The sequence below is a fragment of the Streptomyces sp. KR80 genome (assembly GCF_052245555.1).
Classification (GTDB): Bacteria; Actinomycetota; Actinomycetes; order Streptomycetales; family Streptomycetaceae; genus Streptomyces.
Genome location: NZ_JBQQCD010000016.1, coordinates 1 through 24840, shown reverse-complemented (window position 1 = coordinate 24840; position 24840 = coordinate 1). Strand labels below are relative to the sequence as shown.

At 69.2% G+C, this 24840-nt stretch carries 22 protein-coding genes and 2 pseudogenes; 12 read left to right on the top strand and 12 right to left on the bottom strand.

Features of this window, described 5'->3' with window-relative positions:
* Nucleotides 1-46 precede the first annotated feature (46 nt).
* Nucleotides 47-1054, top strand: coding sequence for a LacI family DNA-binding transcriptional regulator (locus tag ACTWQI_RS21525; RefSeq protein WP_443272809.1), 1008 nt, complete (start codon nt 47-49; stop codon nt 1052-1054).
* A 19-nt stretch (nt 1055-1073) separates the two neighbouring features.
* Here ACTWQI_RS21525 and ACTWQI_RS21520 read toward each other — a convergent pair whose 3' ends face one another.
* Complete coding sequence (locus ACTWQI_RS21520) at nt 1074-1553, bottom strand: phosphatase PAP2 family protein (protein WP_443272807.1); 480 nt, start codon at nt 1551-1553, stop codon at nt 1074-1076.
* Nucleotides 1554-2037: 484 nt separating this feature from the next.
* Nucleotides 2038-2976: an alpha/beta hydrolase fold domain-containing protein gene (locus ACTWQI_RS21515; protein WP_443272805.1), complete on the bottom strand. Its 939-nt coding sequence runs from the start codon at nt 2974-2976 to the stop codon at nt 2038-2040.
* 277 nt (nt 2977-3253) lie between these two features.
* Between ACTWQI_RS21515 and ACTWQI_RS21510 the strand changes: the two genes are divergently transcribed.
* The 9 genes and pseudogenes from ACTWQI_RS21510 to ACTWQI_RS21470 all read left to right on the top strand — a co-directional run bounded on the left by ACTWQI_RS21510 (nt 3254) and on the right by ACTWQI_RS21470 (nt 13493).
* Nucleotides 3254-3736, top strand: a complete 483-nt coding sequence (locus ACTWQI_RS21510; protein ID WP_443272803.1) for an ATP-binding protein — start codon at nt 3254-3256, stop codon at nt 3734-3736.
* Nucleotides 3737-3864: 128 nt separating this feature from the next.
* Nucleotides 3865-5469, top strand: a pseudogene (locus ACTWQI_RS21505) (AMP-binding protein); the annotation flags it as partial.
* 12 nt (nt 5470-5481) lie between these two features.
* Complete coding sequence (locus tag ACTWQI_RS21500) at nt 5482-5961, top strand: acyl-CoA thioesterase (protein WP_443273015.1); 480 nt, start codon at nt 5482-5484, stop codon at nt 5959-5961.
* 98 nt (nt 5962-6059) lie between these two features.
* On the top strand, nt 6060-8453 hold the full coding sequence (locus ACTWQI_RS21495; RefSeq protein WP_443272801.1) for a bifunctional salicylyl-CoA 5-hydroxylase/oxidoreductase: 2394 nt from the start codon (nt 6060-6062) through the stop codon (nt 8451-8453).
* Nucleotides 8454-8488: 35 nt separating this feature from the next.
* On the top strand, nt 8489-9529 hold the full coding sequence (locus tag ACTWQI_RS21490; RefSeq protein ID WP_443272800.1) for a carbon-nitrogen hydrolase family protein: 1041 nt from the start codon (nt 8489-8491) through the stop codon (nt 9527-9529).
* Nucleotides 9526-10638 carry a cupin domain-containing protein gene (locus ACTWQI_RS21485; RefSeq protein WP_443272798.1) on the top strand — a complete coding sequence of 371 codons (1113 nt, stop codon included), beginning with the start codon at nt 9526-9528 and terminating at the stop codon, nt 10636-10638. The genes ACTWQI_RS21490 and ACTWQI_RS21485 overlap by 4 nt, the downstream gene beginning before the upstream one ends.
* A gap of 173 nt (nt 10639-10811) precedes the next feature.
* Complete coding sequence (locus ACTWQI_RS21480) at nt 10812-11717, top strand: fumarylacetoacetate hydrolase family protein (RefSeq protein WP_443272796.1); 906 nt, start codon at nt 10812-10814, stop codon at nt 11715-11717.
* A 34-nt stretch (nt 11718-11751) separates the two neighbouring features.
* On the top strand, nt 11752-12561 hold the full coding sequence (locus ACTWQI_RS21475; RefSeq protein WP_443272794.1) for a maleate cis-trans isomerase family protein: 810 nt from the start codon (nt 11752-11754) through the stop codon (nt 12559-12561).
* Nucleotides 12562-12653: 92 nt separating this feature from the next.
* The gene (locus tag ACTWQI_RS21470) at nt 12654-13493 is read left to right on the top strand and encodes a PaaX family transcriptional regulator (RefSeq protein WP_443272792.1); all 840 of its coding nucleotides are present in this window, start codon (nt 12654-12656) and stop codon (nt 13491-13493) included.
* Between the two features lie 60 nt (nt 13494-13553).
* Here the strand turns inward: ACTWQI_RS21470 and ACTWQI_RS21465 are convergent, their stop codons facing one another.
* Genes ACTWQI_RS21465 through ACTWQI_RS21445 form a run of 5 tightly spaced genes read right to left on the bottom strand, consistent with a single transcriptional unit; the run spans nt 13554 to nt 18042 of the window.
* Nucleotides 13554-14261, bottom strand: coding sequence for an ABC transporter ATP-binding protein (locus ACTWQI_RS21465; RefSeq protein WP_443272790.1), 708 nt, complete (start codon nt 14259-14261; stop codon nt 13554-13556).
* Nucleotides 14258-15019: an ABC transporter ATP-binding protein gene (locus tag ACTWQI_RS21460; RefSeq protein WP_443272788.1), complete on the bottom strand. Its 762-nt coding sequence runs from the start codon at nt 15017-15019 to the stop codon at nt 14258-14260. The genes ACTWQI_RS21465 and ACTWQI_RS21460 overlap by 4 nt, the downstream gene beginning before the upstream one ends.
* A complete protein-coding gene (locus ACTWQI_RS21455) occupies nt 15016-15990 on the bottom strand; it encodes a branched-chain amino acid ABC transporter permease (RefSeq protein WP_443272786.1) in 975 nt (324 codons plus the stop codon). The genes ACTWQI_RS21460 and ACTWQI_RS21455 overlap by 4 nt, the downstream gene beginning before the upstream one ends.
* Complete coding sequence (locus ACTWQI_RS21450; protein WP_443272784.1) at nt 15987-16865, bottom strand: branched-chain amino acid ABC transporter permease; 879 nt, start codon at nt 16863-16865, stop codon at nt 15987-15989. The genes ACTWQI_RS21455 and ACTWQI_RS21450 overlap by 4 nt, the downstream gene beginning before the upstream one ends.
* Nucleotide 16866: 1 nt before the next feature.
* Nucleotides 16867-18042 (bottom strand): ABC transporter substrate-binding protein, encoded by a 1176-nt coding sequence (locus ACTWQI_RS21445; RefSeq protein ID WP_443272783.1) that lies wholly within the window; start codon nt 18040-18042, stop codon nt 16867-16869.
* Nucleotides 18043-18245: 203 nt separating this feature from the next.
* On the opposite strand from ACTWQI_RS21445, the gene ACTWQI_RS21440 reads away from it, so the two are divergent.
* Nucleotides 18246-19877 (top strand): carboxylesterase/lipase family protein, encoded by a 1632-nt coding sequence (locus ACTWQI_RS21440; protein ID WP_443272781.1) that lies wholly within the window; start codon nt 18246-18248, stop codon nt 19875-19877.
* 269 nt (nt 19878-20146) lie between these two features.
* Here the strand turns inward: ACTWQI_RS21440 and ACTWQI_RS21435 are convergent, their stop codons facing one another.
* The gene (locus ACTWQI_RS21435; RefSeq protein ID WP_443272779.1) at nt 20147-21070 is read right to left on the bottom strand and encodes a tetratricopeptide repeat protein; all 924 of its coding nucleotides are present in this window, start codon (nt 21068-21070) and stop codon (nt 20147-20149) included.
* An 88-nt stretch (nt 21071-21158) separates the two neighbouring features.
* Here ACTWQI_RS21435 and ACTWQI_RS21430 point away from each other — a divergent pair, with 88 nt between their 5' ends.
* Nucleotides 21159-21662: a GNAT family N-acetyltransferase gene (locus ACTWQI_RS21430; RefSeq protein ID WP_443272778.1), complete on the top strand. Its 504-nt coding sequence runs from the start codon at nt 21159-21161 to the stop codon at nt 21660-21662.
* A gap of 114 nt (nt 21663-21776) precedes the next feature.
* On the opposite strand, the pseudogene ACTWQI_RS21425 reads toward ACTWQI_RS21430, so the two are convergent.
* The 4 genes and pseudogenes from ACTWQI_RS21425 to ACTWQI_RS21410 form a co-directional block, all read right to left on the bottom strand.
* Nucleotides 21777-22324 (bottom strand): annotated as a pseudogene (locus tag ACTWQI_RS21425) (IS701 family transposase); the annotation flags it as partial.
* A complete protein-coding gene (locus ACTWQI_RS21420) occupies nt 22276-22443 on the bottom strand; it encodes a hypothetical protein (protein WP_443272776.1) in 168 nt (55 codons plus the stop codon). The pseudogene ACTWQI_RS21425 and the gene ACTWQI_RS21420, both read right to left, overlap by 49 nt.
* 405 nt (nt 22444-22848) lie before the next feature.
* The gene (locus ACTWQI_RS21415) at nt 22849-23295 is read right to left on the bottom strand and encodes a tetratricopeptide repeat protein (protein WP_443273013.1); all 447 of its coding nucleotides are present in this window, start codon (nt 23293-23295) and stop codon (nt 22849-22851) included.
* The coding region (locus tag ACTWQI_RS21410; RefSeq protein ID WP_443272775.1) for an ATP-binding protein at nt 23259-24840 on the bottom strand (1582 nt) is incomplete at its 5' end. The genes ACTWQI_RS21410 and ACTWQI_RS21415, both read right to left, overlap by 37 nt.

Genomic DNA, 24840 nt, shown 5'->3' with positions numbered 1-24840 from the left:
AACGTGGGAAGGGAGTCGCCCGACCGGAGGAACGAGTAAGTACGCCATGGCCAAAGAATCAGCCGCCCCTGCGTCGGTCACCAGCGCGGACGTGGCGCGCCTGGCAGGAGTTTCCCGGGCGACCGTGTCCTTCGTGCTCAACGACACCCAGGCGCACCGGGTCAGTGAGAGCACGCGTGCGCGCGTGCTGGCCGCGGCCAAGCAGTTGGGGTACGTCCCGCACGCCGCCGCCCGGTCCCTGCGCGCCGGCCGCAGCAACCTGGTGCTGATGCCCACATCCGTCTCGGCGATCGGCCGCCTGGTCAGCGACTGGTTGGACGACCTGCACAGCGAACTCGAGCGCCACGGATACACCACCGTGCTGCACGCCGGCCGGTTCCCCGACTCCATCACCGCCGCCCGGGCCTGGGCCGAGCTCCGGCCCGCGGCGGTGTTGGCCCTGGACGGTGACCGCTTCACCGCATCGGCGGGCGATGTGCTGCGGCGTGCGGGGGTCCGCGGCATCCTCGCCTTCGCCGCCCGTCCGGTTGAGGGCGTCCACACCATCGCACTCGACCACTCGCGTATCGGCGCGGTCGCCACAGAACACCTCGTCTCCCGTGGGCGCCGCCGCATCGGCGTGGTCATGCCGCAGGAGCGTGGCCTCGATGCCTTCGCCCGGCCGCGCCTGGCCGGCGCACAGGGTGTCGCGGCCCGCAGCATGGCGACCGTCACCGAGGTGGAGATGGCGTACACCCGGGAGTCCGCCGTCGCCCTCGCCCGGCGCTGGCCGGAACTGGGCCTGGACGCGGTCTTCGCCTACAACGACGAATACGCGGCGCTGCTGCTGCATGCGCTTCAGGACGAGGGTGTTTCGGTCCCGGACGACGTGGCCATCGTCGGCTCCGACGACCTCGTGCTGTCCGGGCTGCAGCGGCCCCCGCTCACGACGGTCCGCCTGGAACTGCCCGGGGCCGCGCGGATCGCCGACACCCTCCATGAGTTGATCGAGCGCGGCGAAGCGCCCGCGGTGCCCGGCATGGAACCCGTACTCGTCCACCGTCAGTCCTCTTGAGCGGTCGTTCCGGGCCGGATCACGGTCGCCGGGACGTGTCTCGGTTCCGGGAGGGACGACTCTCCCGGAACCGAGCGTGTCGTGCGGCTGCCCGGTCAACTGCCTGTGGGTGCCCCTGGTGTCGCACCGGCGGCGTGGGTTCGACGAGCGGAGCCGCCGGCGGGATGCCTTCCCGGGCCAGCAGGGGTGCGAAGAGCCACCACAGCAGGAGCGCGGCACCGGCGCCGGTCGTGGCGCCGGCCAGGGTGTCGCTGAGCCAGTGCGCATGGAGCCAGGTACGGCTCCACATCATCGCCAGCGTGAGCAGCGTGCTGCCGAGCCACCACGCCCGTCTGGCGACCGCGGGAACGATCAGAGCTCCGACGACGACCACCAGGAACGCCGTTCCGGCCACGTGTCCGGAGGGGAAGGAGCCGTGATCCACCCGGACCAGCGGATTGCCGGGGCGAGGCCGGTCCACCAGATGCTTGAGGGTCTGGACGACGAGCATGCTCCCCATCAGGTAGGCGGTGAGGATAGAGCAGTGACCACCAGCGCTTCCGCACGATGAGGAAGATCAGCAGGGTGATGGGGACCACCACTCCCGGCGGTCCGCCGAACCAGTCGAGTGCGGCGGCCACGGCTGCCTGGAGTCCGTCGTGCGGGGCTCCCGTCCAGCGCAGCCACTGCTCGTCCAGCTGCTGGAAGAGCGGGCGCTCGGGACGGGCATGCACGACGAAGGTCAGCGCAGCGGTGACCAGGATGAAGGCCAGTCCGAGGGAGAGGGTTCCCGGTGGCGGGGGAGCGGAGGTGGGACGGCGGTGCCGGGGAGACGCCGGAGTATCGGAGGCAGCAGCGGGAATGCCGGTCATGAGGACCTCTCCCGACCGTGGCGTATTGCCGGCCGGTGTGATGAGCAGGGGGGACTCGCCGCGTGAGTCCCGTGGGGAGCACGGGGCGCCGCGAACCGGCGCCACCGTGCCGGGGATCAGCGGGAGCGCTGGTCAGACGCCCAGGTGGCGCGCCAGGAAGGCTACGCTCGCGGCCACGATCGGTGTCACGTCCGCGGCGCCGAGGAAGATGTGGTCGGCCCCGTCCACGGGCTGCAAGGTGACGTCGCCGCCGGCCCGCTCGAGTGCCTCGGCGAGGACCTCGCTCTGGCTGTACGGGACCAGCTCGTCCGCCGTTCCGTGAACCAGCAGGAAGGAGGGCGGGGCAGCGGCGCCCGCGTAGGTGACGGGGCTTGCGGCCCGGGCTAGTTCCGGCAACTGGTCGGCGGTGCCGCCCAGCAGGGCGGTGAACGGATTGGGGTACTCCACGTCGGCCGGGGACGGGGGCAGAGGATGTGAGAGCAGTGAGACCAGCTCGGACACCCCGTACCAGTCGACGACCGCTCGGACGGCGCTGTCCTCGTCGCGTACTCCCGTGGCGCCCTCCAGAGCCGTGCCATCCGGGCCGTCGGGGCTGACGAGTCCCGCGAGTGCGGCCAGATGGCCGCCGGCCGACTCTCCCCAGACGCCGATCCGGTCGGCGTCGATGCCGAGACCGTCGGCGAAGCGCCGCAGGTAGCGGAGCGCAGCCTTCACGTCGTGCAACTGCGCGGGGAACGGCGCCTCGAGGCTGTGCCGGTAGTCGATGCAGACCAGGGCGAGTCCGGCCTGCAGGACGGAGCCGTGCAGCAGATCGACGGGAACGGTCGGGGGCGGGTAGCGCCGGTCGCCTTCCAGCCAGCCCCCGCCATGGATCCAGACGACGGCCGGCACCGGCTCATCGGTGGCCGGTACGTGGACGTCGAGCAGGCGAGGGCGGTATCCGGGGGTGGTCGCGTACGTGATCCCCTCGAAGTGGCGCACACCGTCCTCGCCGACCAGAGGAGGCTGGGGAGCGAGGAAAGGCGGCGGAGGCCACCCCAGGTCGAGTTCGGTCGGAAGGGATTGCGTCATGTGCGCCTCTTTCAGTTCGGCGTGGATCCAGTGATGGGCCGCGGTGCGGGGAGGGCGACTGACGGGCGCCCGGCCCGGCCTCCGGGCGGTCCGGAATCTCGCAACGTATGTCCGAAATGCCTTGCGCTGGACTGGGGAGGCGCCTAGGATGTTACACGTGTAACAACCGATCGCGCGACACGATCTGCGCTGAAACAGGCACCCGCGCAGCTGGTCTCCCTGACTGGTTACACGAGCGAGCCTCGGCGTCGTCGCCTTGCCCCGCCGGGAGCCCATCATGCTCACCGCCAGCCGCTTCCCTGTTCAGCCCGCTCCCTCCCCTCGCGCCCGGATGTCCTCGCCGTCCGTCCCGGCTCGCGGTCGTTCCGTTGTTCAATGGGCGCTGAGGCCGACTCTCGCCACCGTCCCGATGGTCCGGGCGCGCGTCCGCACCGTCCTGCGGGGTTGGGGGGTCGCTCCCGACCTCATGGATGCGCTGCTGCTGGCCGTCACCGAACTGGTCGCCAATGCCGTGCAGCATGCCGGCACCGTCACCGGCCGGCTGCGCGCCACTGTCACTCTCGGTGGGGGGTGGCTGCAGCTCGAGGTCGCCGACGGTGATCCTTCCCTGCCCCGCGCCGGTGCGGCGGTCGACCGGGAGGCGGAAAGCGGTCGCGGGCTTCTGATCGTCGGCCTGATGGTTGCCGAGCTGTGTGGCGAGCTGACCGCGTTCCCGTGCGACCCGGGGAAGGCCGTCAGGGTCCGCATCCCCGCCGTCTGAGCGGTCTCCATGTCGTCCCTGCGTGCGGCGCCCACAAGAGAAGTCTTTATGGCGGAATGTTGACGGCCGACATTATAACGAGATACTTGCCTCGCTCTCCCCGCTGCCCAAGAGATTGAGGTGCACCCATGGAGCTCTCCCCGTCCGCACATGTGGACACGTTCTGCCGTGACGGGCTCCCGCCCTTCCCACTCTGGCCCGAACTCCACTTCGACCTACCGGAGTTGGACTATCCGGACTGGCTCAACTGCGCCCAGCATCTGCTCGACGACGCCGTCGAACGCTGGGGTCCGGACCGCCCCTGTCTGCTGACCCCCACCGACCAGTGGTCCTACGGCGAGCTGCTGCACCGCGCCAATCAGGTGGCTCAGGTGCTCACCGAGGACTTCGGCCTCCAGCCCGGAAACCGGGTCCTCCTGCGGGGCCCCAACAACCCCTGGCTGGTCGCCATCTGGTTCGGGGTGCTCAAGGCCGGAGGTGTGGCCGTCACCACGATGCCGCTGCTGCGCGCCGCCGAACTCACGCAACTTCACGGCATCAGCCTCCCGGCCGTCGCCGTGTGCGACCACCGCTATCTCGGCGAACTCGCAGCCGCCGAGACTCCCGGCCTTGCCGTGCTCGCCTACGGCGGCCCCGGTGCACAGGACTTGACGCGGCGCTGCGCGTCAAAGGACGGCACGTTCTCCAATGTCGCCACTGCCGCTGACGATGTCGCCCTGATCGCGTTCACATCCGGTACGACGGGGCGTCCGAAGGCGACCATGCACTTCCACCGGGACGTGCTCGCCAACGCCGACACCTTCTCCCGGCACGTCCTGAAGCCCCGCCGGGACGATGTGTTCACCGGTACGCCGCCGCTCGCCTTCACGTTCGGACTCGGCGGTCTGGTGGTCTTCCCCCTGCACGCCGGGGCCTCGACACTGCTGATCGAGCAGGCCCGGCCGGACCAACTGGCCGATCTGGTCGCGGAGTACGGCGTCACCGTGCTGTTCACCGCCCCCACCGCCTACCGGGCGATCATGGCCGCGGGAGTGGTGGACCGCCTGGCGGGCCTGCGGCGGTGCGTATCCGCCGGTGAGGCGCTGCCCGCGAACGTGTGGGAGGAGTTCCACGCCGCCACCGGGCTGCGCATCATCGACGGCATCGGCGCCACGGAAATGCTCCATGTGTTCATCTCCGCCGCCGACGACGACATACGCCCCGGATCCACGGGCAAGCCCGTTCCCGGCTACCGGGCGATCGTCGTGAACGAGGCGGGCGAGCCCGTACCGGACGGGGAGCCCGGTCTGCTCGCCGTCACAGGCCCCACAGGCTGCCGATATCTGGCGGATTCGCGCCAGACGGCGTACGTGAAGAACGGCTGGAACATCACCGGCGACACCTACATACGCGACCAGGACGGCTACTTCTGGTATGTGGCCCGGAGCGACGACATGATCGTCTCATCCGGGTACAACATCGCCGGTCCCGAGGTGGAGAAGGCGCTGGCCGCCCACCCCTACGTCGAGGAGTGCGGCGTCGTCGGTGCACCGGACGCCGGGCGCGGGATGCTCGTCAAGGCGTATGTCGTGCTGCGCCCCGGCGTCGCGGCCGACGAGGTGACCGTCAAGGAACTCCAGGACCACGTCAAGCAGACCATCGCGCCCTACAAGTACCCACGCGCCGTGGAGTTCGTCGCCGAACTGCCGCGCACCGCCAACGGCAAGCTCCAGCGCAGCGAACTGCGCAGACTGGCCCGGAGTGCGGTGGAGCAGGCAGCCGCCACGGACGGCGGCTGCGCCGCCGGACGCGCCGAGCTCTATGAACCGAACCTGCCCAGTGTCGTCATCGAGCGGAGAGTCGAGTGGCCCGACACCGATGCCGCAGGGCACTACCACCACTCCACAGTGGTGCGCTGGGTCGAAGCGGCCGAGGCCGTGCTGCTGCGGCGCCTGGGGCTGGCCCATCTCTTCGGGAGCACCCCACGTGTCCACTTCGAGGCCGACTATCGCGCGCGGCTGTGGTTCGGGGAGATCGTCCGCACCGAACTGTGTGTCACCGGGGTCGGGACCTCCTCCCTCCAGTACGCCTTCACCGTCCGCGGTCAGGGTGACGAGGCCGCGGCCACCGGCCGTATGACGATCGCCCACTCGGCAGCCCGGGCTATTGGCTCCACGCCCTGGCCCGACGAGGTGCGGGAGGTTCTGACCAAGGCGGGCCCGCAGTCACCCGAACTCTTCGCCTGACCGCGCGCATCGGCGATCGCGCTGCATGTGTATGCCGTTTCATTGACGATCGTTAGATATACAGCATAAGCTGAGTCGGAACCGAGAAGGAGGACGCCGTGCGCGTAGCAGTCATCGGAGGAGGGCCTGGAGGGCTGTACTTCGCGGCCTTGGCCAAACAGCTCTCCCCGCGATGGGACGTCACCGTCTGGGAGCGCAACGCCGCCGACGACACCTTCGGATTCGGCGTGGTGTTCTCCGACGAGACGCTCGACGGCATCGCCCAGGCCGACCCGGAGATCTTCGGCGCCATGTCGGCGGAGTTCGCCCGCTGGAGCGACATCGACGTCTGCTACAAGGGCCAGGTCCTCACGTCCGGCGGCCACGGCTTCGCGGCCCTCGGGCGCAAGCGTCTGCTGCAGATCCTGCAAGAGCGCTGCGCCGCGCTGGACGTGGACGTCCGCTACCGCACGCAAGCGCCGCCGGTCGAGCAACTCGCCTCCGAGTATGACCTGGTGGTGGCAGGCGACGGGGTGCGGTCGGTGACCAGGAGTGCGTATGCCGAAACGTTCGTGCCGGACCTCGACGAACGGCACAGCCGCTACATGTGGCTCGCCACGGACAAGGTCTTCGAAGCCTTCACCTTCATCGTCGCCGAGCGGGACTTCGGAACAATCCAGGTTCACGCCTACCCGTTCGACGACACGCGCAGCACGTTCATCGTCGAGATCGACGAGGGTTCGTGGCGGCGCGCGGGCTTCGACGCGTTCGCCGCCCGGGACCACCCGCCCGGGACCAGCGACGAGGACAGCATCCGGCTGTGCGAGGAGATACTCGCCGACCATCTCGACGGCCACCGCCTCATCCCCAACAGCTCAAAATGGATCCGTTTCACCACCGTGCGCAACCGGACCTGGCGCCACGACAACGTGGTGCTGCTCGGCGACGCCGCCCATACCGCCCACTTCTCCATCGGCTCCGGCACAAAGCTCGCCATGGAGGACGCACTCGCCCTGGCCGCGTGCCTCCACGAGCACGCCGACGTCCCCGACGCGCTCGCCGCGTACGAAGCCGAACGCAAGCCGGTCGTCGAATCCACCCAGCGGGCAGCCCAGGCCAGCCTTGAATGGTTCGAGAACGTCGGGCGCTACACCGGACAGGAACCCCTCCAGTTCGCGTTCAACCTGCTCACCCGCAGCCGCCGTGTCACGTACGACAACCTGCGGGTGCGCGACAAGGAGTTCACCGACGCGGTGGATGCCTGGCACGCGGCGGACACGTCCACCGCCCGGCCCGGCGGTGCCGCCGCACCACCGATGTTCCGGCCCTTCCGGCTCGGCGGCCTGCACCTGCGCAACCGCGTCGTGGTGCCGCCCACCGCGCTGTACGCAGCATGCGACGGTGTTCCCGGAGACTTCGAACTCGTCCACCTGAGCACCCAGGCCCTCGGCGGTTCCGGACTGGTCTTCACCGGTATGACGGCCATCAGCCCCGATGCGCGCGCCACTCCCGGGTGCCCCGGCCTGTACACCGACGAGCAGGAGGCCGCCTGGCGGCGGATCACCGACTTCGTGCACCGGCAGTCGGACGCCTGCCTGGGCGTCCAGCTCACCCACGCCGGGCGCCGCGCCGCCACCAGCGCACCGCGCGCGGACGGTCGATCCGTCCCGCTCGGCGAGAGCGGATGGCCGCTGGTCGCCGCCTCCGCCCTCGCCTGGGACGCCGCGAGCGCGACACCGGTGGAAGCCACCCGGGAGGACATGGACGCCATCGCGAAGGACTTCGTCACCGCAGCCTGCCGGGCCCACCGTGCCGGATTCGACGCACTGGAACTGCAGTACGGCCACGGCCACTTGATGTCCGGCTTCCTGTCGCCGCTGACCAATGTGCGCACCGACTCCTACGGCGGCAGCCTCGCGGACCGGATGCGGTTCCCGCTGGCAGTGCTGCGGGCGGTCCGGGAGGTCTGGCCGGCCGGCAAGGCCCTCATCGTTCGCATCTCGGCCGCCGACTGGGCCGAGGGCGGCACCAGCGAAGCCGATGTCGTCGAGATCTGCCGGACACTGGCGGACGCCGGCGCCGACGCTGTCGACGTCTCCACCGGTGAGGTCGTCGCGCATGAGCGGCCCCGGCACGGCCGCAGCTACCAGACCCCGTATGCCGACCTGGTCCGCAACGCCACAGGCATTGCCACCATCGCGGTGGGCGCCATCTCTACGTACGACGACGTCAACTCGATCATCCTGGCCGGCCGGGCCGATCTGTGCGCCGTCGGACGAGCACAGCTCCACGACCCCTTGTGGACCCTCCACGCCGCGGCAGCGCAGAACTACACCGGGCCCGGAGCGCCGTGGCCTCCCTCTTGGAAGGCAGGCAGCGGCAGGCCGCCCGGCTCCCGCACCGACCGCGTCCCGCCCCGCCTCCACCTCCTGCGCCGGCCCCCCGCTCCCGTGCAGCAGCGCTGGCTTCCGCCCACCGAAGGGGCCGTCCCCGCGGTGACGGCTGCCCGCTGACAGGACCTGCCTGCTCCGGCCCGAGGAGGAACCTCATGGAGAATCTGCCGCGTTTCACCGCCGCCGCCGTCCAAGCGGCACCCGTCTACCTGGACGCCGCGGCGTCCGTCGAGAAGGCCATCGCGCTCATCCAGGAGGCGGCCGGCAACGGGGCGTCACTCGTGGTCCTTCCGGAGGTGTTCGTCCCCGGATACCCGTACTGGAACTGGACGATGAACCCGGTCCAGGGCTCGCCGTGGTTCGAGCGCCTGCACCGGTCGTCCATCGACATCCCCGGACCGCACGTGGACGCCCTGCGCGCCGCGGCCCGCCGACACGGCGTCGTCGTCGTCATCGGCGTGAACGAACGCGCGCCGCACAGCCTCGGCGTCCTCTACAACACCCTGCTCACCATCGGTCCGGACGGGAAACTCCTCGGAGTCCACCGCAAACTGGTGCCGACCTGGGCCGAGAAGCTCACCTGGACCGGCGGCGACGGCAGTTCCCTGAAGGTCCATCACACGCCGATCGGGCCGCTCGGCGCCCTGGCCTGCGGAGAGAACACCAACACCCTGGCCCGCTTCACCCTGCTGGCACAGGGCGAACTCGTCCATGCCTCCAGCTACATCGCGCTGCCGGTCGCCCCCGAGGACTACGACATGGCGGACGCCATCGCGGTCCGCACCGCCGCCCACAGCTTCGAGGGAAAGGTCTTCTCCGTCGTGGCCTGTTCCACGATCTCGCCGGAGATCGTGGACACCGTCGCCGGCGACGACGAGGACGTACGCCGCATGCTCGCCCGCCCACGCAGCGCACTGTCCGGGATCTTCGGACCCGACGGCCGTCCCCTCACCGAACCGCTGGTCGACGACGAGGGCATCGTCTACGCCGAGATCGACCTGGCAGCGTGCATCCAGCCCAAGCAGATGCACGACATCGTCGGCCACTACAACCGCTTCGACGTCTTCCGGCTCCATGTCGACAACACTCCGCTCAGCCCGGTGACCTTCACGGCCGACCCCGCGCCGGGCGCCCCGACCCACGCCACTGCACCCCTCTCGACCGACAGCACCGGCAGCACGAAGGAGGACGTATGACGACCGAGTACGACGACACCATGCTGGGCCGGGCCCGGGTGTCCGACACCCCCGAACTCGCCGCGTACTACAGCGAACTCGCCGAACTCGAGGCCGGTGCACTGTGGACCGTCGCCAATGACATCGAACCCTGGTATCCGCAGCCGACGTCCGTGCCGGTCCTGTGGCGCTACAGCGAGCTGCGGCCGCTGGTCCGCAAGGCGCTCGACCTGGTCAAGGCCGACGATGCCGGACGGCGCGTGGTCATGCTCGTCAATCCCGGCCGCAAGGACGTCAGCGCCGCCGCCGGACTCCTCTACACCGGCCTGCAGATCATGGGGCCCGGCGAAGCCATGACCGCACACCGTCACCAGGCCGCCGCCCTGCGCTTCGTCCACGAGGGAACCGGCGCCTGGACCATCGTCGACGGACAGAAACTCGAGGTCGGCCCCCGCGACTTCGCCATCACCCCCAACGGCACCTGGCACGAACACGGCAACGACTCCGAGGACGCCCCCGTCATCTGGCAGGACGGCCTGGACATCCCCCTGGTAAACGCCCACGATGCGGGGTTCTACGAGGTTCACCCCGACCTGCACCAGACACCGGGCGAGGTCATCAACTCCTCCGTTCTCACCTACGGCGCGAACCTGCTGCCGTACGGCGCGGAGAAGTGGACCAGGCCCTACTCGCCGCTGCTCGCCTACCCCTGGGCATCCACCTACGAGTCCCTGCGCCGCCTGGCCAAGGCCGCGGAAGACTCTCCGTACGACGGCGTGATCGCGGAATACACCAACCCGGTCACCGGCGGCTCCGTCATGCCCACGATGGGCGCGCACATGCAGCTCCTGCGCCCCGGACAGGCCACCCGGGCCCACCGCCACACCGGCTCGGTCATCTACACCGCAGCCAAGGGCCACGGCGTCTCGGTGATCGCCGGACAGCGTTTCGCATGGCAGCAGGGCGACATCTTCTGCGTCCCGTCCTGGGCGTGGCACGAGCACCACAACCTCGATCAGTCCGAGGACGCCTGCCTCTTCTCCTTCAACGACTTCCCCGTGATGCGCTCGCTCGGCTTCTACCGGGAAGAGGCCTACACCGACAACGGCGGGCACCAGCCCACCGCGTAGACAGCGCCGCTGTCGCCACGCGCCGGCCCTGACACCGGACGTGGACCGGCGTCGCCATCGGGGACGGGCCTCTCCGCGCCGCTCCGTCCCCGGCAGGGCCGGCGGTGAACCGGGATTCACCGCCGCCCCCTCCATGTCCCGACCGCCCTCGTCCGGTACCGCAAGGAGCTCCGATGCGACTGGTGACCTACACCCTCGACGGCACCTCCGCCCGCCTGGGCGCCCAGCTCGACGACCGCGTCATCGACCTGGCCGCCCTGGCCGACCATCACGACGTGGAACTGCCGCAGGATCTCCTGTCCTTTGTCCAGGCGGGCGACGCCGCCCTGGGCACCGCACGGCGCCTGCTGGCCGGCGGCCCCGCCGGATGGCCGGCGGAAGCCGTCCACCGGACCGGCGAGGTCTCGCTGCGCGTCCCGCTGCGCCCGGGCAAGATCATCGGCGTCGGCCTGAACTACGTCGAACACGTCGAGGAGTCCAGCCGCAGTCTGGACACCGACAAGGAACTTCCCCCGCGCCCGGTGCTCTTCAGCAAGCCCGCGACCGCGGTGACGGGGCCCGGACAGCCGATCCTGCACAACGCTGATCTGACGACCCAGCTCGACTGGGAGTGCGAACTCGCCGTCGTCATCGGCCGAACCGCGTGGCGCGTCAGCGAGCACGAAGCCTTCGACCACGTCTTCGGCTACAGCATCGTCAACGACATCAGCGCCCGCGACCAGCGCCGCTCCGGCCAGTGGTTCTTCTCCAAGGGCCAGGACTCGTACGCCCCTTTCGGCCCGGCGGTGGTTACAGCGGACGATGTGCCGAACCCGATGGCCCTGGATCTCTCGCTGCGCGTCAACGGCGTGACCAAGCAGAAGTCGAACACCCGGCACATGCTCTTCCCCATCGCCCGCCTCATCGCGGACATAACTTCGGGTGTGACCCTCGAGCCCGGCGACGTCATCGCCACCGGCTCTCCCTCGGGTGTCGGCGCCGGCATGGTCCCCCCGGAGTTCCTCACCCCCGGCGACACCGTCGAAGCCACCGTCGAGGGCATCGGCACTCTGACCAACCCCGTCATCGACGCCCGCTGACCCCGAGTGTCGGCCGGCAGCGAGCCGAACACCCATGTCGCAGCCCCATCAGGAGCGCCCCGTGTCCCACCGCACCTACCGGATCGGCCAGATCGTGCCGAGTTCCAACGTCACCATGGAAACCGAAGTACCTGCCATCCTGCGCGCACGGCACGCCATCGCGCCGGAGCGCTTCACCTTCCACTCCAGTCGGATGCGCATGACGCATGTCACCCCCGAGCAGCTGAAGGCGATGGACGCCGACTCCGACCGGTGCGCCGTCGAGCTCTCCGACGCCCACGTCGATGTGCTCGGCTACGCGTGCCTGGTGGCCATCATGAGCATGGGCCCGGGCTACCACCGGACCTCGGAGGAACGCCTGCACGCGTGCACGGCGGAGAACGGCGCCCCCGCCCCGGTCGTCACCAGCGCCGGAGCCCTGGTCCACGGACTGCACACCCTCGGCGCTGGAAAGATCGCGCTGATCGCGCCCTACATGCGCCCGCTCACAAGGACCGTCGTGGAGTACCTCACCCAGGAAGGAATCGACGTGCTCGACTACGCAGCCCTGGAGATCTCCGACAACCTCGACGTCGCCGCGCACGACCCGGCCCGCCTGCCCGGACTCGCCCGCGCCCTGGACCACGCCGACGCCGACGCCGTCGTGCTGTCCGCCTGTGTCCAGATGCCTTCCCTGGGAGCCATCGAGGAGGCCGAACAGGTCCTCGCCAAGCCCGTCGTCTCCGCGGCGGTCTGCACCGCCCACCAGATGCTGCGGGCCCTCGGCCTGCCCGCGACAGCCCCCGGGGCGGGCCACCTGCTGTCCGGTGCATACGCCGAGACTCCAGTGGCACAGGGGCGGTAACCGCCGGCTGACCGCCAGAACGCAGCCCTGCCCACCAGGGCGGCGTTGCCCGGGTCGGTAGGATCGCCACCCGCACCCAACGGAAGGCGATCATGTCGGACAGCTCCATCAGACCCAGCTCGCTGATCAACACGGTCTACGGAGCATTCCTGCGCCGCCTCGGCGGATGGATCTCCATCGCCGACCTGATCGTGCTGATGTCCGAACTGGACGTGGAGAGCCAGGCGGTGCGCTCGGCGATCTCCCGGCTGAAGAAGCGGGGCGTCCTGGAGCCCGAGCGCCGGGGTGCCACCGGATACCGGCTCAGCCTGGCCATGCACTCCGTCTTCGACGAGGGAGACCGGCGCATCTTCGGCAGCCTGGAACCGGCTGACCTCAGCGACGGCTGGGTCATGGCCGTGTTCTCCGTGCCCGAGTCCGAGCGATCCCACCGCTATCAGCTGCGAACGCGTTTGACCTGGTTGGGATTCGGCAACATCGCCCCTGGCGTATGGCTGGCGCCCGCCAGGCTCCTGGACGACGCCCGCAGCACGCTGGTCCGCCTCGGGCTGAGCGAGTACGTGCACCTGTTCACCTCGGACTACGCCGCATTCAGTGATCTGCGCACCTGCGTCAGCTCCTGGTGGGACTTCCCGGCGATCCAGGCGCAGTACGCGGCGTTCACGGACACGTACCGCCCGATCGCGGACCGCAACGCGCAGGCGGACATCGCCGCCGATGCCTTCCGCCACTACGTGCCGATGCTCACCCAGTGGCGTCGGCTTCCGTATCTCGATCCGGGGCTTCCCGCGGAACTGCTCCCCGACGACTGGAACGCGGTCGCGGCGCGCCAGGTGTTCCAGCGGCTGCATGCCGTGCTCGCCGAGCCGAGCCTCCAGCACGTACGGGAGGTAACCGGCCTCGAGGAAGAGACTGCGCAGAACGGCTGTTGATACGTGTAACCGCACAGCGTGCCTGAGGTGCGTCCCGGGCGCGGCGCTGGGACGGGTGGTTCAGTCGATGCCCAGCAGCCGCCGCCGGTCGTGAGGGCGGGACCGGAACTCGGAGCAGCTCGTCCTGTGGACGATGCGGCCCTTCTGCATGACGGCGACGTCCCGGGCGACGGAGAGGGCCAGTTGCAGATTCTGCTCGACGACGACGATCGACATGCCCTCCGCGCTCACCTGCCGGATCACCTCACCCACTTGGGCGACGACGGCGGGTGCAAGGCCGTCGGACGGCTCGTCGAGGAGCAGGAGTGTCGGATTGCCGAGCAGGGCCCGGGCGATCGCGAGCATCTGCTGCTCCCCGCCCGAGAGCTGGTCACCGCGGTGCCCGAGCCGTTCCCCGAGCCGCGGCAACAGGTCGAGGACACGCGCGCGGGTCCAGGGTCCCCGCGCCTTGCGCCGGGAGGCGACCACCAGGTGTTCCGACACGGTCAGCGGTGCGAACACCCGTCGCCCCTGTGGAACGATGCCGACGCCGGCGCGGGCGATCACGTCGGTCCGGGCTCCGGCGATCTCCCGGCCGTCGAGCACGACGCTGCCTCCGTAGGGCCGCAGGAACCCCATGACGGTCGAGACGAGGGTCGTCTTCCCGACTCCGTTGCGGCCGAGGACGGCAACGACACCGCCGGCGTCGAGGTCGAGATCGACACCGCCCAGGACGACACCGCCGGCGTAGCCGGAGCGCAGGTCGCGAATGCTGAGGAACGGTTTCACGACGACGCCTCCGTGGTGCCCAGATAGGCGGTCTGAACCGCGGCGGAGCCGCGTATCTCGTCCGGGGAGCCGGTCGTCAGATGTCGGCCGAGGTGCATGACGGTCACCATGTCCGCGAGTTCGAAGACCATGTCGAGATCGTGCTCGATGAGCAGCACGGTCACCTCCCCGGGCAACTCGGCGATCAGGTCGGTCAGGCGCGCCGTCTCTGCCGGGGACATACCCGCGGCGGGCTCGTCGAGCAGCAGCAGCCGCGGTTCGGTGGCCAGCGCGACGGCGACCTCGAGCTGTCGCCGCTCGCCGTGCGAGAGCGCAGCAGCCGGCACGTCGTGCCGGGCGGGCAGACCCACCTGGTCCAGTAGGGCGTGCGCCCGGTCGATGACGGCCCGCCGGGCGCGCACGGGGCGCAGGCCGCCGAGCCCGGACCTCCCTCGCCGCAGGGCGGCGAGCAGTACGTTCTCCAGCACGGTCTCGCGCAGGAACAGGCTGGAGTGCTGGAAGGTTGTGGTGACATCGAGGCCGACCCTGCGATGGACCGGCAGCTGGGTCACGTCCTGTCCGTCGACGAGTACGGCTCCAGTGGTGGCCACCAGGGTTCCCGAGATCAGCCCGAACAGGGTCGATTTCCCGGCGCCGTTCGGGCCGATGACGGCGTGCCTCGAGCCTGTCCGGACAGCGAAGGAGACGTCGTCCACCGCCCTGAATGATCCGAAGTCCCGTGACACCGAGCACAGTTCAAGCAGATCGCGACCTGTCATGCCGCCCTCCTTCTGGTCGGCCTCGGCAGCCGTGTGCCGGTCAAACCCCCGGGCAGGGTGTAGACGGCGACCACGAAGAGAAGCCCGAGCAGCAGGGGTCCGCGGCCGGCGAGAACGTCGAGGTTGCCGAGATAGTCACGAGTGAGCCAGACGAACGCGGCACCGGCATAGGCGCCCCACATCGAACCGGATCCGCCGATGACGACGGCCAGCAACGCCAGCGCGGCGAGCTCGAATCCGGCGTCCCCGGGCGAGACGAACCGCTGCACGGAAGTCCACAGCGCCCCGGCGGCGCCGGCCAGCGCTCCGGCGCCGCAGTAAACGGTCAGGGTGTACTTGCGGGTCGGGTAACCGATCGCCTGCATACGCTTCTCGTTGTCGCGGATGCCGCGCAGCGCGAGAGCGAACGGTGTCGCCATCAGGAGGGAGACCATCGCAAAGAGCACCAGGAAGACTGCAAGTACATAGAAGTGGACCAGTCCGTCGAGTTCCAGCGCGGGCATGCCGGGCAGCGGCACGACGGGCGGGATGCCGGACATTCCGTCGGTGCCGTTGGTCAACGTCTTCCAGTTGACCGCGGCGCTGTACGCGATCTCCCCGATGGCCAGCGTCAGCATCAGGAACACCACTCCGCGGGCGCGGACAGCCAGCCAGCCGGTCGGTAGGGCCACCAGTGCGGACAGGCACGCCGCGATGACGAGCTGAACGATCCCGACGTCGGTGAGCCGCGTCGCCACGATCGCCGCCGTATAGGCACCGACACCGAAGTAGGCGGACTGCCCGAGCGTCGGCAGTCCGGTCAGGCCGGTGAGCAGGTTCACGCTCATGGCGAGCAGAGCGAGTACCAGAATCCGCGACAGCGTGCCGACTACGTAGGGGCCGAGGACGAACGGGGCCAGCGTGATCCCGGTGAGAACGGCTGCCGCGGGCAGCCGCCGGGCCAGGGATCCGGGCAGTCCTGCGGGAGTCACGTCCGCACCTCCGACGAGACCAGGCCGTGCGGCCGTACGACGAGGACGGCCAGCATCGTGCCGAACAGCAGGAAGGGGGCGTACTCGGGGAGCAGGGCCACACCGAGCGTTTGGACCTGGCCGATGAGAAGGGCCCCGGCGAGCACGCCGCGCACCGATCCCAGGCCGCCGACGACCACGACGACGAGTGAGAGTACGAGCACGGTCTCGTCAACGCCGGGTCCCGGGCCGAGAATCGGGGCCCCGAGGACACCTCCGAGAGTGGCCAGGGCACCGCCGAACGCGAAGACTCCGTAGAACACCTTGCGCGCGTCGACGCCCAGTGCACGGGCCATGTCGCGGTCGGCGACCGTGGCCCGTACCAGCGCTCCGAGGGAGCTGCGCTCGAACATCAAGTACACGATGATCGCGAGAATGCCGGCGATACCGATGAACGTGAGCCGGTAGACCGGGTACGTGTGCCCCAGGACGTCAACGGACCCCCTGAGCAGGCCCGGTGGGTCCGTGGGCAGGACCTCGCTCCCGAAGGCGGCGGCGAGCAGATCGGCCACGACGAACGTGACGCCGAGTGTCAGCATGGCCTGGTCCAAGTGGCCTCGCCCGGCCAGCGGCTGGGTGAGCAGTGTCAGCAACCCGCCGCCCAGCGTTCCCACCAGAAGGGCGGCCAGGAGCGCGAGCCCCAACCCCCAGAGGCTTCCATCCGACAGCGCGTAGGCGACGTAGGCCCCCGCGAGGTAGAGCGTGCCGTGCGCCAGGTTGAGCACGTCCATCATGCCGAAGACCAGGGACAGACCGACGGCGAGCGTGAACATCAGCAGACCGAAGGCAATCCCGTCGACGACGCTGACGAGGTTGCCGTACAACCATCCGGTCATCTCAGTCGCCGAGCCGGCCGAGATCCGCGGTGACGGTGTTGGCCCCCTGCTTCACCTCACGCAGATACCAGGGCTGGACGGGAGTGCCGTCGCTGTTGAACCGCCAGGAGCCTCGCGGGCTGTCGATGACGCCCACCTTGCCGATGGCGGCGTTGACCGTCGCCGGGGTCACGGTGCCGCCGGCCGCGCTGATTGCCTTGTCCAGCACGTGGGCCGCGTCCCACGACGCCATCGCGTAGGTGGTCGGTGCGGATCCGTAGGCCGACCGATAGGCCGGCGCGAACGCCTTGTTGGCCGCGTTGTCCAGGTCGGCGCTGTAGTTGAGTGAGGTGAGGATGCCGTTGGCCGCGGCACCCTGTCCCTTCAGGACGCCGCCTTCGGTGAGGAAGCCGGGCGCGTAGAGGGGAATCTTTCCGGCCAGTCCGAAGTCCTTGTACTGCTTGACGAAGTCGACTGCCGCGCCGCCCGCATAGAAGCAGAAGACCGCCCTCGCGCCGGACTTCTCGATCTGCGCGAGGTACGGCTGGAAGTTCTTGGTCTGGGGGAACGGCGTGTAGACCTCCGCCCCTGCGACCTTGCCGCCCGCAGGGAGGAACGTGGACTTGAACCCTTCGATCTCGTCCTTGCCTGCCTGGTAGCCGGCGGCTATCAGGAAGACCGGGCCGTCGACCTTCTTCGCAATGTGCTTGCCAAGCGCCTTGCCCGGTTCATCGTTGACGTACGAGGTGCGCCAGATGTACTGGGCCCTGGTCAGCGTCGTCGGCGAGGCGTTGGAGCCGACCAACGGGACTTTGCTGGTCTCGAACAGGTCCTTGGCTCCGTTGATCGTGGCTGAGCTCACCACGCCGCTCACTGCCAGGACCCGGTCCTGCTTGACCAGCTTCTCCGCGGCCGCCTTGCCGGAGTCGGCCGTCTCCCCCTCGTCGGCGACCACGATCTCCACGTTGCGGCCCCCGAGCTTGCCGCCGCGCTCCTTGACGTACAGCTCGAAGCCGTTCTTGATGTCGTCGCCGAGCGCCTTGTAGATGCCGGACCGCGGGACAAGGAGCCCGATCTTGGCCGATGTGTCGTTCTTGCTGTCACTGTCGCTGCGAAGGCTGGACCCGCCACATGCCGTGGCCAGTAGTAGGCCCGCACCTGCCGCAATCAGACCGACGGGGCGAAGTCGCTGTCTCATGTGAGCTCCTGACCGACCTGGGGAGAAGGGGAGATGGCAGTTCCTATCTCGCCTTCGTGACGCTCGTCAATAGTTCGCGATGTAGTAGTTACAGGTGTAACCAACCCCTTGACTCTCGGATGCATGCATGCCGTACTTCTGTCTGTCGTCAAGAAGTCGCGATATCGGGTGCCGGTGTGTGCTCATCGAGGGAGTGATGCGACATGACTCGAGATCCACTACGACGGGATGTCCTGAGGACCGGTGGAGTGCTGGCGGGCGGCATACTGCTCTCCGGTCTCCCGAGCTCGGGTGCGGCGAGTGCTGCTCCAGGCGATGACCCCTCCTCGCCCATCGCCGAGCCGGCGGTGGGCCGGCTGCGCGGAGTGGCGGAGGGCGGTGTTGCCGTGTTCAAGGCGGTGCCGTACGCCGTGCCACCGGTCGGCGCCCTGAGGTGGCGGCCGGCGCAGCCGCATCCCGGGTGGGCCGGAACACGGGATGCGACCGCCTTCGGCTCGAGCGCGCCTCAGCTCTACCGGGAGGAGGGTGACGAGGTACTCGGCCATCACGGCTCACCCCCGTTCGACGAGGACTGCCTGACGCTCAACGTCTGGACACCACGCATCGACACGTCCAAGCGGTCGGTGATGGTCTGGATTCACGGCGGCGGCTTCATCTCCGGGTCCGGCTCGCTGCCCTACTACTCCGGCGAGACCTTCGCGCGCAACGGAGACCTCGTCGTCGTGACCATCAACTACCGTCTGGGGCCGCTGGGATACCTCTACTTCGACGAGGACGGCGCCGGGGGCAACTTCGCGCTCACCGACCAGCTCACCGCACTGCGCTGGGTGCGCGACAATATCGCCGCCTTCGGTGGAGACCCGGACAACATCACCGTCGCAGGTCAGTCCGGCGGTGCCTGGTCGGTGGCCGCACTCGCCGGCGCAGGTTCCTCCGAGGGCCGCCCGCTCTTCCGGCGCGCCATCCTGCAGAGCCCTCCGCTCGGACTGTCCGTCCCCACCCGCGCCGAATCTCTGCGGCGGACGGCCACGTACCTCGACATCCTGGGGGCCGAGGACGTCACGGAACTGCGGACCATGCCGTGGCAGCAACTCGTTGGTGCCACCGTGGAGATGTTCGAGCGCACGTCACGGTGGGGATACTGGTCCACCCCGTTCCTGCCGGTGCTCGACGGGGTGACGCTCGACCGCAACCCCGCCGACCTGCTGCTCCGCGGCCCCGGCGCGGACATCGAGGTCCTCATCGGCTGGACCAGAGAAGAGGCCAACTTCGCCTTCGGGCTCAGCGAGGAATACGCCGCAGCGACCAAGGACCAGGTGCTCGCCAGGGCGCGGGACACCTTCGGCGGCCGGGCCAGCGAGGCGTACACCGCCTACCAGGAGGCCCGGCCCGGCGCCCGCCCCGTGGACGTTCTCATGGACCTGATCGGCGACGAGCTCTTCCGCATCCCCAGTCTGACGCTGGCCGAGAGACGAGCGGCCCGAAGGCGTCCGGTCTGGGCCTATCAGTTCGACCTCCCGACGCCTGCGCACGAGGGCCGGCTCGCCGCCGCGCACTGCCTGGAGCTGCCATTCGTCTTCGACAACTTCGACCAGTGGTCCGGTGCGCCCTTCCTGAACGGGCTCAACCCCAGGGTCCGCGACGGGGTCGCCGCGACCATGCACCCGTCCTGGATCTCCTTCATCGGGACCGGCGATCCCAACCGCCGCCCCATGCCGAAGTGGGAGCGGTACGACCAGAACTCCCGCACCACCATGAGCCTCGACGTGGTCACCACCGCCGCGAGCGACCTCGCCGGATACTGGAGGCGGCTGCACGGCCCGGCATCCCGATAGGCCGTTCGTACACACAAGAAGCCACGGACTATGCCCCAGCCGGTGACTCCCGCATCCGGATTGCGGCCATCGAAGCCCGAGCCGTTGCGCGCATCGGCGACAGGGAGACAGCCTTGAGCGCCCTCAACACACTCCAGACGAAGCCAAGCAGGAGTAGTACATCGGCGGAACGTACGCTCTCCTCGGGGGAGCACGCGCAAGCAGACAGATTCACGTCATCGAACGCGGCGGACACCGCCGACGCGGCATGGGAAGATTGCATCTCGCGGCTACTCGCTGCCGCCGTAGAAACAGGTATGGCCGCCGATCCGGAGTGGGCGTCCCGGTGGATATGGCGACTTCAGCGGCTCGTGTACCGGAATGCCTGCCCAGTCGATGCGCAATGGCTCCTCATCCGACTCTTGTTGCATTTGAGCGTTCAGGTCGTACTCGATGATCTGCCGCCCGGGTCGATGGACCTGTAGGACCAGCTCCGCACCCTCATCCTCCAGGTCGTCCTCTGTCAAATACGTGCTGAGCCTCCTGTCGACGTGAGCCCGCGCATCAGCGACAGACCCAAACAACAGAGACTCGCTGTCCGAATCGTTATTGGAAATCCAGAAACAGCCACGCAGCAGGGCGAACCCATGACGTCCGCGACTCATCTCGTTCGGCGTCGGTCGGCTGTTGGGCTCCGCCTCAAGGTACTGCAGACTGGACTGGGCACAACCGTCCCGAGGATCCCTGCGCATCGCCTCCTCGTATGCCGCGACGGCACCGTCGCGATCACCCGACCAGGTGAGCGCATGCCCCAGGTACAACGGCACGAGGGGGTCTTCGGGGTCGGCGTTCAGAGCCGCTCGGGCCGCCTGGACGGCCTGCTCCGCAGGCGGACGGCTCACACATTCCTCGTCATGCTCTTCCATCCCGTTAAGCAACGTGCCGTCGTCGTCATCGAAGTCGCAATTCACGTTGAACAACACGGTATGCCGCAGGGAGAGCGTCGCGGCCATCGAGCGCAGGATAGCAATTGTGGCAGCGGTCTCCACGTCGCCGCGAACCGCCTCTTCCTCGGCCTCATCGCAGCAGCGCCGTGCATCGGCCAGCAGCTCGGCATTCTCCCGCTCGCCGTCAAAATGCCTGAGCAAGAACTCACACTTGGCGAGTAGGTGACTCGCATGTGCCAACCCGGCGTCGAGAGCTCGTCCAGCCATGAGGCCGCAGCCTACAGTCGGCAGCAAGAGCGCGTTGGCCTAATACTCCAGCTGTAGTTCGTGATGATCCGTGGGGCAGAGTAGGGGCATGTCTATGTACGAGACGATGTCGTTCCACCTTGAGACCGAGCGGCTGATACTGCGGCCGTGGGTCGAGTCGGACGCCGCTGAGCTCCGCGCCCTCCACTCCCAACGCGGCAACGGGACGCCCACGGTTGAGCACACCCGGACGCTCATCGCGAAGCAGCTCACTGTAACGGCGACAACGGGGATCGCCCTGCTGCCCATCCAGCGCCGTGACGAAGGCGACTTCATCGGCTATTGCGGGTTGATCATCGGCCGCTCCACCGTAGAGGAGCCTGAAATCGCCTATGAGTTGTTCCAGCGCGCGCATGGGCGTGGCTACGCCACGGAGGCGGCCAGCGCGGTGCTCGATGCCGCTATAGCGACCGGGCGGAAACGGCTCTGGTCGACCGTCGGCACATGGAACACACCGTCGTTCCGTGTCCTTGAGAAGCTCGGGTTCGAGCGGGATCACGTTTCCACGGACGACAGCGGTGAAGTGGTATGGCTCACACGCTCGTTGCCGTGACGCGGGGTCGCGCCCCGGGACTTCATGCTCACGTGATCGCGTGCGCTCAGGCAGAGTAGGCGGCTTGACGGCGTGGTGGCTGGCTCGGGATCGGGCTTGGTGGCGGCGACGTCAGTGGGACCATCCGAGCCGGTGGGCCGTGTGTGGATGCGTTGGTCAACGAGGGCGATGAACAGGCGGGCGATCTCGTTGCAGGTGAATGGGATCAACGTGTCCGGGGCGGGGCGGCGGGTGTGTTCGTCGGCGCGGACGACGGCCAGGAAGGCGTGGGCGAGCATGGCCAGGGTGACCCAGCGGGTCCAGGAGGTGTAGCGGCGGACCTGGTGTTCGTCGAGGCCGGCCAGGCCCTTGCCGGCCTGGAACGTCTCCTCGATGCGCGATCTTGATCCCGCGACCCGCACCAGCGTCGTCAGCGGCACCGGCTGGGGCGAGTAGCAGCGGTAGTAGGCGAGTTCGCGGGTGGTGCGGCTGCGGCGGACCAGCAGGTAGCGGTGGCCAGCCCTGGGGTCGTGCAGTGCGATGTGGGCCCAGTCGTAGAAGCGTTGCCCCTTTGCGCCGGTCCCGGCGGACAGCTTCTGCCAGGCGCGCTTGGGGAGCTTCTTGACCAGGAAGTCTACGCGGAACGTCCCTGCGTGGGTGGTGACTTCGTGGGTACACCCCACCCCGCGGCCCTGCGTGGTGTGGCGCCACCCGGACCCGCCCAGCCGCCCGGTCGCTCCGCCGGACCGGTTGAGCGCGCGAGCGCGGTCGCCTCATCGGCGGCGCTGATGTCCAGGACCATCAGGCCTGGCTCGTCGACAGGTGTTCGTCGATACCGTCCATGCCTCTCCCCACGCACTGGCACGGCACGCTTTCGCCGCTGTCGGTTGAACCACTCACGTGGGCGGTGCCGCGAGCCAGGGCGCGTGCAGCTGGTTCAGCGCTGGTGTGACGGGGCGCTGCATGGCTGCCCTTGCCGGGGTCAGCGGGCTGAGCGGAAGGATCAGCCGGGTGTTGGTTGCGATGGGTAAGGGGGCCCGGTGGTGAAGGGAGTGTCTGGTGTCGCTGGGCTGTTGGTTGGTGTTTGGCCGTTCTGGGGGCAGGTTGGGCTGCGAGGGTGTGGGGGAGTGCGCGGTGGCCGTGGGCTTGGTGTTGGTTCTGCGTATCCGTCGTTTAGTCGTGGCGTCGGTGGCGTGCTGGATCTCGGTCAAGGCCTCGCTGGTGCGGGGGCGTCGAGGTGTTCTTTCATGCGTGTGGCGTCTGTGGTGCGGTGCTGGGTGCGGTGCAGCTTCAGGGTCTGCTGCCAGGCGTGGCGGGCCTGGGTGGGTTGGCCCAGGGCGTGGTGGGTCTCGCCGAGGTCTTCGAGGCTGGCGGCTTCGTGATGGGGGGTGTTGGCCTTGCGGAACAGGGTGAGGGCTTGGTGGTAGTGGTCCAGGGCCTGGGTGTGCTGGCCGGTGTGGTGGGCGATGTAGCCCAGGCTGTCCAGGGCGCCGGCCTCGCAGCGGTCGTCGTTGAGTCGCCGGGCCAGGTCCCGGGACTGGGTGCAGTGGGCGCGGGCCTGGGTGTAGTGGCCGGGTTGGGGGTGGATCCAGCCCGCGTTGTTGAGCATCGTGGCCTCTAGCGCGGGGTCGCCGAGGCGGCGGTAGAGCTGCAGGGAGTGCTCGGCGTGGGGCAGGGCCCTTTCGGCGTCGCCCTGCTGTAACCGGGAGCAGACCAGCCCCCAGTGGGCCAGGGCCTGGCCGCGGAGGTGGCCGGTCTGCTCGAACACGGCGAGCGCTTGGCTGAGGTGGCCATGGCCGTGGCCCTTGGCCTGTTGCCCCTCCCTGCCGTAGGCCCGTCCCTGCCGTAGGCCCGTCCCAGGCCGGCGTGGGCCCGGGCTTGCCGGGTGGGGTCGGTGAGGTGCCCGGTGGCGGCGAGGGCGGCCCGCCACATCGGAATCCGGTCGCGGTGATGACCGTGGTAGAGCTGGAAGGTGTCGAGGGTGCAGGGCAGTTGCCAGGCGGGGGTGTGCCAGTGGTGGTCGGCGGCCAGTTGCTGGGCGGCCAGCAGGCAGGGGGATTCGGCGGTGAACCAGGCCAGCGCCGCCTTGTGGTCGGCCAGGTGCTTCGGGAGGCAGTCAGGGGCGGGCGGGTCCAGTTCGACCGGCATGGCGGGGTGGGGTTCGACCAGGCGGTCGGCTCGGTGGGTGGTGTGCAGGTAGAAGGCGAGTACGCGGCGCAGTGCGGTGGTGCGGTCGGGTTCGTCCAGGTCGTGCTGGCCGCGTTCGGCGGCGTAGAGGCGGACCAGGTCGTGCAGTTGGTAGCGGCCCGGGGTGTGCTGCCGCAGCAGGTGGGCGGTCTCCAGGGTGCGCAGCAGGGTGCGGGTGTGGGCGGGGGTGCAGCTGGTCAGGCTGGCCGTGGCGGGCAGGGCGATGTCCGGATCGGGGGCCAGGCCGAGTAGGGCGAAGACGCGTGCTGCTTCGGGTTCCAGGGCCTGGTAGGAGGTGGAGAACACGGCGCGTAGGTCGGCGGCGAGGTCCCCGGCGTCGAGTGCGTCGAGCCGGGTTGCGGACTGGGTAAGTTCCGCGGTGAGGTGGGCCAGGGGGAAGGTGGGGTGGGCGGCGGCGCGTGCGGCGATGATGCTCAGTGCAAGAGGAAGTCCGGCGCAGTGCTGAAGGATCGCGGCGACGGCGTCGGGTTCGGCGGCGATCCGGGGGCCTGGCCGAGGTGGCGGATGAGAAGCTGGGCGGGCCTCGGTCTCGGGCAGCGTGCCCAAGGTCAGCGGCCAGGCTGCGTGGGTGGTGCGCAGGCCAGTTAGCTGGCGGCGGCTGGTGACCAGGACGGTGCAGCTTCCGCTGCCCGGCAGCAGCGGGGTGACCTGGGCGGTCTCACGGGCGTTGTCCAGCACGATCAGCATCCGCTGGTCGGCGACCAGACTGCGGTACAGCGCGGCCTGGGCGTCGGGATCCACCGGGACGGCTAAGGGCTGCACGCCTAGGGCGCCGAGGAAGCCCCGCATGGCCACGGCAGGCGGCACCGCCTCGCGGGAGGAGTCGAAGCCGCGCAGGTTGACGTAGAGCTGCCCGTCGGGAAAGCGCTCCAGGTTCTCGTGGGCCCAGCGCAGGGCCAAGTAGGTCTTCCCGATACCGCCGGTGCCGCCGATCGTCGAGATCACCACCGTGCCGCCGGGACCGGCGTGCTGGTCGAGTCCGGCCGACAGC